5 protein-coding genes and 1 pseudogene are annotated in these 6,806 nt (G+C 41.8%); 2 read left to right on the top strand and 4 right to left on the bottom strand.

Going from position 1 to position 6,806, the window contains the following annotated elements; all coding sequences use genetic code 11:
* The first annotated feature begins 132 nt into the window (after positions 1 to 132).
* Entirely contained in the window at positions 133 to 1,614 is a 1,482-nt protein-coding gene (locus AC5590_RS22850; protein ID WP_169265692.1) for an aminotransferase class I/II-fold pyridoxal phosphate-dependent enzyme, read from the top strand.
* Positions 1,615 to 2,029: 415 nt separating this feature from the next.
* Here AC5590_RS22850 and AC5590_RS22855 read toward each other — a convergent pair whose 3' ends face one another.
* A complete protein-coding gene (locus AC5590_RS22855; RefSeq protein WP_169265693.1) occupies positions 2,030 to 2,626 on the bottom strand; it encodes a sugar O-acetyltransferase in 597 nt (198 codons plus the stop codon).
* 325 nt (positions 2,627 to 2,951) lie between these two features.
* On the opposite strand from AC5590_RS22855, the pseudogene AC5590_RS22860 reads away from it, so the two are divergent.
* A pseudogene (locus tag AC5590_RS22860) lies at positions 2,952 to 3,464 on the top strand (transposase); the annotation flags it as partial.
* A 118-nt stretch (positions 3,465 to 3,582) separates the two neighbouring features.
* Here the strand turns inward: AC5590_RS22860 and AC5590_RS22865 are convergent.
* The 3 genes from AC5590_RS22865 to AC5590_RS22875 form a co-directional block, all read right to left on the bottom strand.
* Positions 3,583 to 3,747 carry a zinc ribbon domain-containing protein gene (locus AC5590_RS22865; protein ID WP_370460801.1) on the bottom strand — a complete coding sequence of 55 codons (165 nt, stop codon included), beginning with the start codon at positions 3,745 to 3,747 and terminating at the stop codon, positions 3,583 to 3,585.
* 18 nt (positions 3,748 to 3,765) lie between these two features.
* Positions 3,766 to 5,373, bottom strand: coding sequence for a mucoidy inhibitor MuiA family protein (locus AC5590_RS22870; protein WP_169265695.1), 1,608 nt, complete (start codon positions 5,371 to 5,373; stop codon positions 3,766 to 3,768).
* A 238-nt stretch (positions 5,374 to 5,611) separates the two neighbouring features.
* Positions 5,612 to 6,550 (bottom strand): LysR family transcriptional regulator, encoded by a 939-nt coding sequence (locus AC5590_RS22875; RefSeq protein WP_169265696.1) that lies wholly within the window; start codon positions 6,548 to 6,550, stop codon positions 5,612 to 5,614.
* Between the last annotated feature and the right edge of the window lie 256 nt (positions 6,551 to 6,806).

A 6,806-nucleotide genomic window follows, 5' to 3' on the forward strand; every position in this document is an offset into this window, starting at 1 on the left:
ACAACAGATGCTGCTGACATCTTCCAATATGACTATTTGCAACGGATGAAATAACTGATGTAACGGATAGATTATCTGTGAGACTTACAAAGTAACTCATCCACTACATCCGCGACAAAATCCGTTGCCAAAATGCTCAATCAAAACCAAATACCCTTATTAGACACCTTAAAAGCCAGTGCAGAACGTCCTCACGCTCCTTTTTACACCCCAGGGCACAAACGAGGACAAGGAATTTCCAAATCCTTAACTGATGTTTTTGGCAAAGCAGTGTTTCGTGCTGACTTGCCAGAATTAGCAGAATTAGACAACCTTTTTGCACCAAGTGGCGTTATTCAGCAGGCGCAGCAGCTAGCGGCTGAAGCTTTTGGCGCTTCACAGACTTGGTTTCTTGTCAATGGTTCTACCTGTGGAATTGAAGCGGCAATTCTTGCAACTTGCGGTACAGGAGATAAAATTATTCTGCCTCGGAATGTTCATTCTTCTGCGATCGCAGGTTTAATTCTCTGCGGCGCTATCCCAATTTTTATCAATCCAGAATATGACTCAGTTTTAGATATTGCTCACAGTATCACTCCCAGCGCTGTACAAGCTGCTTTAGAACAGCATCCTGATGCGAAAGCACTATTTATGGTTTACCCTACATACTACGGTGTTTGTGGAGATGTGAGGGCAATAGCCTCCCTCGCCCACCAACATAACATCCCCTTAATTGTGGATGAAGCACATGGTGCACACTTTGCCTTTCATCCCCAACTACCCACTCCAACTTTAGCCGCAGGTGCTGACATCAGCGTACAATCTATTCACAAAGTACTAGGTGCATTGACTCAAGCATCAATGCTGCATGTTCAAGGTAACAAGATAGATATTGACCGTGTGAGTAAAGCATTGCAACTGGTACAATCAACTAGTCCTAGTTATTTACTTTTAGCTTCTCTGGATGCAGCACGTCAGCAGATGGCGCTTGATGGTAAAGAGTTGATGTCTCGCACATTAGAACTAGCCCAACAAGCGAGAACTCGTATTAGTCAAATCCCTGGTTTATCCGTTTTGGAAATCCCTCTTCATGAGACATCACCTGGTTTTGTTGCTTTAGATAAAACCCGATTAACCGTCACTGTTTCTAGCTTAGGTTTGACTGGCTTTGAAGCTGAGGAAATTCTGAATGACAAGCTGGGCGTTACGGCTGAATTTTCATCACTACAACATCTGACTTTCATCATCAGTTTCGGTAACACCCAAAAGGATATTGAACAACTTGTCCAAGCTTTTCTTACCCTTAGTAAAGAGTATCGAAAAACTCCATCTCCTGCCTACTCCCTATTAATGAGGGAAGGAAAGGATTTGTTTAGCATCACAGGAAATTCCATACATCTTTCGCCCCGTGAAGCTTTTTTTTCTCCTACAGAAACCTTGCCATTTCAAGAAACCTCAGAACGCATTTGTGCGGAAATCATTTGTCCATATCCACCAGGAATTCCCATCTTGATGCCTGGAGAAGTTATTTCTCCATGTGCTTTAGAGTATTTACAACACATTCAAGAGTTGGGTGGATTTATTAGTGGTTGTGCTGATACAAGCTTAAGAACGTTAAAGGTTGTGAAAGTATGAAGAATTAGCTTTTCTTTACTAGAGCGATCTGCGCTACTCCAGTTAGGTAAAGAAAAGCGTGTGAAATGAGGAATCAAAAATAAACAGTTCCTCGCGGCGATGGATAACAACTATTTACTAAATGTTTTAGCGTTAGCTTCAAACAGTAGATCAAAACTTGAGTTAAGTATTTGACATTAAATGTTTCTTTATTCTCAGGGGAAATATGCTTTTATTTCCCCCTTAATTGAATATTTTTAGTATTATTGAATAGCCATTCAGATGAATATAAGCTTATTCACAGTTTGAGAAAAAAATTGAGTTGTTTTCTTTATCATTTCCTCAAATTTTACAATTATTTATGTCATTTTTAAATCTTTCTTAGTTTTTATTAGTAAATAAGATGCGTTTACCCTGGCTTCACAACGGCAGTGTCTCAATTTGAATTTTCGCTCATGGCTTCTGCCGGATGCTCCACTTCGCCAACCAAACGAATGACACGCGCCGGATTTCCTCCGATAAGGGCATTGGGGGGAACGTCCTTGGTGACTACCGAACCTGCAGCTACAACCGAGTTTTTGCCTATCGTCACCCCGCCGATAATTATTGCGCCTGTTGCGATCCAAACATTTCTCTCAATTACGATGGGCTTGCCGATTGTGACTTTGCGGCGCTGCGAAGGTTCAAGGGGATGACCTGTCGTGATGATGCTCACGTTCGGCCCGATCATTACATCGTCAGCAATGTCGAGGCCGCCAACGTCATAAAAAGTGCAGTTCTGATTTACGGAGACGTTACGCCCGACACGGATTTCGTCCCCGCCGAGAGTATAGAATGGCGGGAGCAGTAAAAAGTTCTCGTCTACTTTTTTGCCGATAAGTTCGCTGAACAAGGCTCGGATTTCGTCTACATCGTTGAACGTCAAACGGTTAAGCTTGGCGGTTATCGCCATCGCTCGTTTGACGTTCGCCAACATCGCCGCTGATTCTGGCGTTCCCCAGGAAATTATCTTGGTGCCATCGTCATTTACCATTCGTTATTTTCTTCCTCGACCTATAGTTGAGCGTGCGACTCAGCGCATGACAGCGGCACTGAGCTTCGCCAAGTATAGCAACAAAGCGGAAGGGTCGGAATCAACCGAATTTTGAAATTCAAACTGAGACACTACTATAGCAATCCTAAATGAGTTGTGAAAAAAATGAACCATACATAAATAGCTTCAGTAGACCGAAAAGTTTTCCAGAAGCTTTAAGCGTCCTTCATTCATTTTCCGGTAAAAATGCAAGGAGTCGAAATTAGCTTCTAATCTACCTTTCAAGCACCTCTGTTCTGGATGGACGCGCATAGCCATCGCGACCATAAGCGATCGCCAGCCTCCAAAACGACGGCTGAAATCCTTATTCTTTCGTCAACTTTCAAAAGTTTTCGGTCTACTGAAAGTTGGTAAAACTAGCTATTCTTACATTACTTCTGTCCTTGACCCACAAATTTTACCTCCTTATGTTGTGGCAGATTTATACCGCCGAAGATGGAGAGTTGAAGAAGCTTTCTACACAGTAAAACGCTTGCTGGGGCTATCTTATTTATGGACTGGTTCTATTAATGGTATCAAGCTACAAGTCTGGGGTACTTGGTTATGTTATGCTGTTTTGGTTGACTTGGGAGATGGGGTTGCTGACGAATTATCTCTACCGTTTGACCGCATTTCTTTGGAGATGATTTTTCGTGGTTTGTACCATTTTAGTGTCGCAAATGACAAAGGCAAAGTGGATGACCCGATTAAATACTTCGCTGCCCCAGAGAATCAAGACTTAGGTGTGGTTAAATATCTGCGAAAGCCAGTTTCCAAGCTAGATTTATCGCCTTTTCCTGCACCCTCGCAGACATTTGTGCAATTATCTTAACCTGCTACATAAAAGCTAGACAAGTCTAGACATTCTATTTCTTTCTTCATGGGGAGCATGGGAGCGGTTATCCCTCAGAAAGCATTCACGTTTTAGCCAAACGCGATACGCCACATGCCTCAAGCCGGGAAACCCTAGTCGAGCAGTGGCTCAAATTAATAGCTGCATTTAAGTCACGGTCGATCACAAAACCGCAACGACTACATTCAAACACTCGTTCTTTATACTTTTGGTTTGTGTCAGGCGTAATTGATCATACACAAGTTGGCTAAACATCCAAACCAACGACTGTTAACTCAGGTGGATGTTCAACAACAAACTGATAATATACCTCACGTTGTGCCTGCGGTGAAAGAGCTAAAGACCATTCCAATATTCCCATTTCACCAAGTTGAATTTGCGGATTACTACGGTTGAGACGGACTTTAATTTTTTCGTTGCGGCTGATTGGTAATTGTTCAATGACTTTTAAATTTGCTTCTTGATTTTGTAAGTTAGTTATAACTATCCGATAAGCATAAGTAATCCTGCAATTGTTGCCAATCAGTTTTTTCTCTACCTGACGTTCTACTAAATCACGTTCAATTTTTAAACCTTCATCAATTCCTAAGTTGAGCTTAAACTCTTGCCCTGGTGCAACATTTTCTAATTGAGTTGTTCCGACAAATGTATGATCTCGGAAAATATTCGCTTTTCCTGGTAATAAAGTGACACAATTAACAGTATTTTTTACATTTGCTTGTAGATAAGCAAAGCTAAACAAGCGTGGTATTGCCACATACTCAAAGCTACAAGGGAAATCGCCGTTAAAAATTGTCGTTTTATGAGGTGTGCCGTCACTGGGAATCTTTCCACTGCTGTTCACCTCAAAAGTGACTGTATTTCCTTGTTTAGAAACTTCTGCAACAACAGTTTCTCCAGTGACCAAATTTTCCTGAAATTGTTCGGTTTCTGATGTTGGATTATCTCCAGTAGGAGGAGTAGGCATAGCTGCTAGTCTTTGCATACGCAAAAACTCTGGTGGACGCAGTACGTCAATGTACCAAGGTTCCAGTAATGGTGGTAAAGTTCCCAACCCAGGTTTTGCGGTAGACAAAGTCAGAGATACGTTCGTCCAATCTTCACCTGTACTTTGGGTGACTTCAGCCAGATAGGTAAGATTGATGGAATTGCTGCTTGTATTGACTCGCAAGTCATACAGCGGAGTCCAACTAGCGTAATTGACTACATAACAGACTTCTAGCTCAAACTCTCCAGCACCCGCAGGCTCAATCCCCACACTCAAGGTAAAACTTTCCTTGGGTGATGGTGTTTGTAGTTGTTGCCACTGTTGACGCAGAACCTGTAGCTGCTTGTCTAATTCTTGCTGTTGGACTTTGCACTCCGTTGTCGCAATAGCATACTCGCTGTACTGGCTTCCTAGAAAGTTGAGAAAATCCAAAGTTTCACTCAAGCTAAGATTTTTCCGCGACAGACTTTGTGCAAAAGGTTCCTCTGTTTTCTCACGTAAACCTTCAATAAACTTTGACTGCAAAGCCAAAGCATCGATTTGTGCTTGCAAGAGGTTCCATTCTGCTTCTAATTGCTGGATTTGCCTTGTCAAATGGCTCAATCGTTCGGCAAAGGGTTCGCAAGAGAAGACTCGCTCTGTGCTGACTCCCAGTAGGTGTACTACAACTTCAGCTCTACCACTAACCCTGATGGACTCAGTTAACAGCGTAACTGGCAGTTGGAGAATTTCTAATTCTCGTTCTTGTCCGGTTAGTGCGATAAGCTGGAGGCTTGACGCTTCCTTGATCGCGCTTCGTCGTGTCACCAGGGCAATATCCGTATACACTATCACAGATACAATCTCGGTTCCTACTGTTTTTCGCACAGCCGATGCTTCCTTTACTAGTCACTGTCAGTTTTCTCTGATTGTGAATGCTTTTGCTGCTTATTTAATCGTATGGGTGAACTGTCCCTTAACTAACTGCTGCCTTTACCCAAACATCTCCTCCATTTTTGCTGAAAAGGGGCATTGCTAAATAGTTGATGATTTCAATCCAAAGACAGATTTTTTACTGCTTTGAAACTGTTATTGATATTAGTCTTATCAATAAATTTATACCTCTCTAACTATTTTTGTCTGCCTGAAAAAGACTAGAACTTAGTGTTTGATCTGCAAATTGCTTTGCAGCATCTAGTAGATACTCAAAATAGGTACGAGCAACGATAGACAGTTGCTTACCAGCTAAGTAAACCATGTACCAATTCCGTTGGATGGGAAAGTATTTTACATCCAGAATGGCTAAATCTTTATTATCTGTCACTAAAGTATGTCGAGACAAAACGGAAATTCCCAAGCCACCAGCAATTGCTTGCTTAATCGCCTCGTTGCTGCCCAGTTCCAGCTTAACCTTCACCATCACTTTCTGATGATCAAATAATTCTTGCACTGATCGCCTTGTTCCTGAACCTGGTTCGCGCATAATAAAAGGTTCATCAGCAAGACGTTCAATCGAAATATTTTTTTCCATTGCCAGAGGATGATTAGCTGGTGCTATAACGACCAAAGGGTTTTCTAAAAATGGCTGGTAATTGACATCTAAATGTTCTGGAACTTGGCTCATGATATACAAATCATCCATATTACTGCTCATACGTTCCAGAATGCCTTGATGATTTGTCACTTGCAGGGCGATATCAATTCCTGGGTAAAGTTGGCAAAATGGACCCAATAAACGTGGTATGAAGTACTTAGCTGTAGTAATGACTGCCAACCGCAATTGTCCTTGCTTTAACCCTTTTAAATCTGCCACTTTCATTTCAAGTTGGGCAATTGTGTCGAAAATCTGCCGACAAGTGGCAAATAGTTCCCGTCCCGCTTCTGTAAGATAGAGGCGCTTTCCTACCTGTTCAAACAACGGCAACCCAACTGATTTTGTGAGTTGCTTAATTTGCATGGAAACAGTGGGTTGAGTGAGAAAGAGTTCTTCAGCGGCACGAGTAAAGCTACTGTGACGCGCCGCAGCCTCGAACACCTTTAACTGGTGCAGCGTCGCTTGGTTCAAAAGCTATTCTCCTTTTATAGTGATTTTTATAGATATAAATCTAGTATCACTGAACACTTGAAATTGATATAGCTTTGCTCATCTAAAAGTTACAAGTGTTGACGCTCTGACTTTACCTAGCGGCTCTTGCTGGAGATAGTTACGTAAGTTGCTAGTTAGTGCGTGTAAACGGTATTAAAGAATACAAAAAATGACTGTTTCAGTATTGCTAAGTACTATAATTTGAGACTTTGTACTTAAAATTAGGCACTTTTTG

This window comes from Brasilonema octagenarum UFV-OR1 (assembly GCF_963888615.1).
GTDB classification, from domain to species: Bacteria; Cyanobacteriota; Cyanobacteriia; order Cyanobacteriales; family Nostocaceae; genus Brasilonema; species Brasilonema sennae.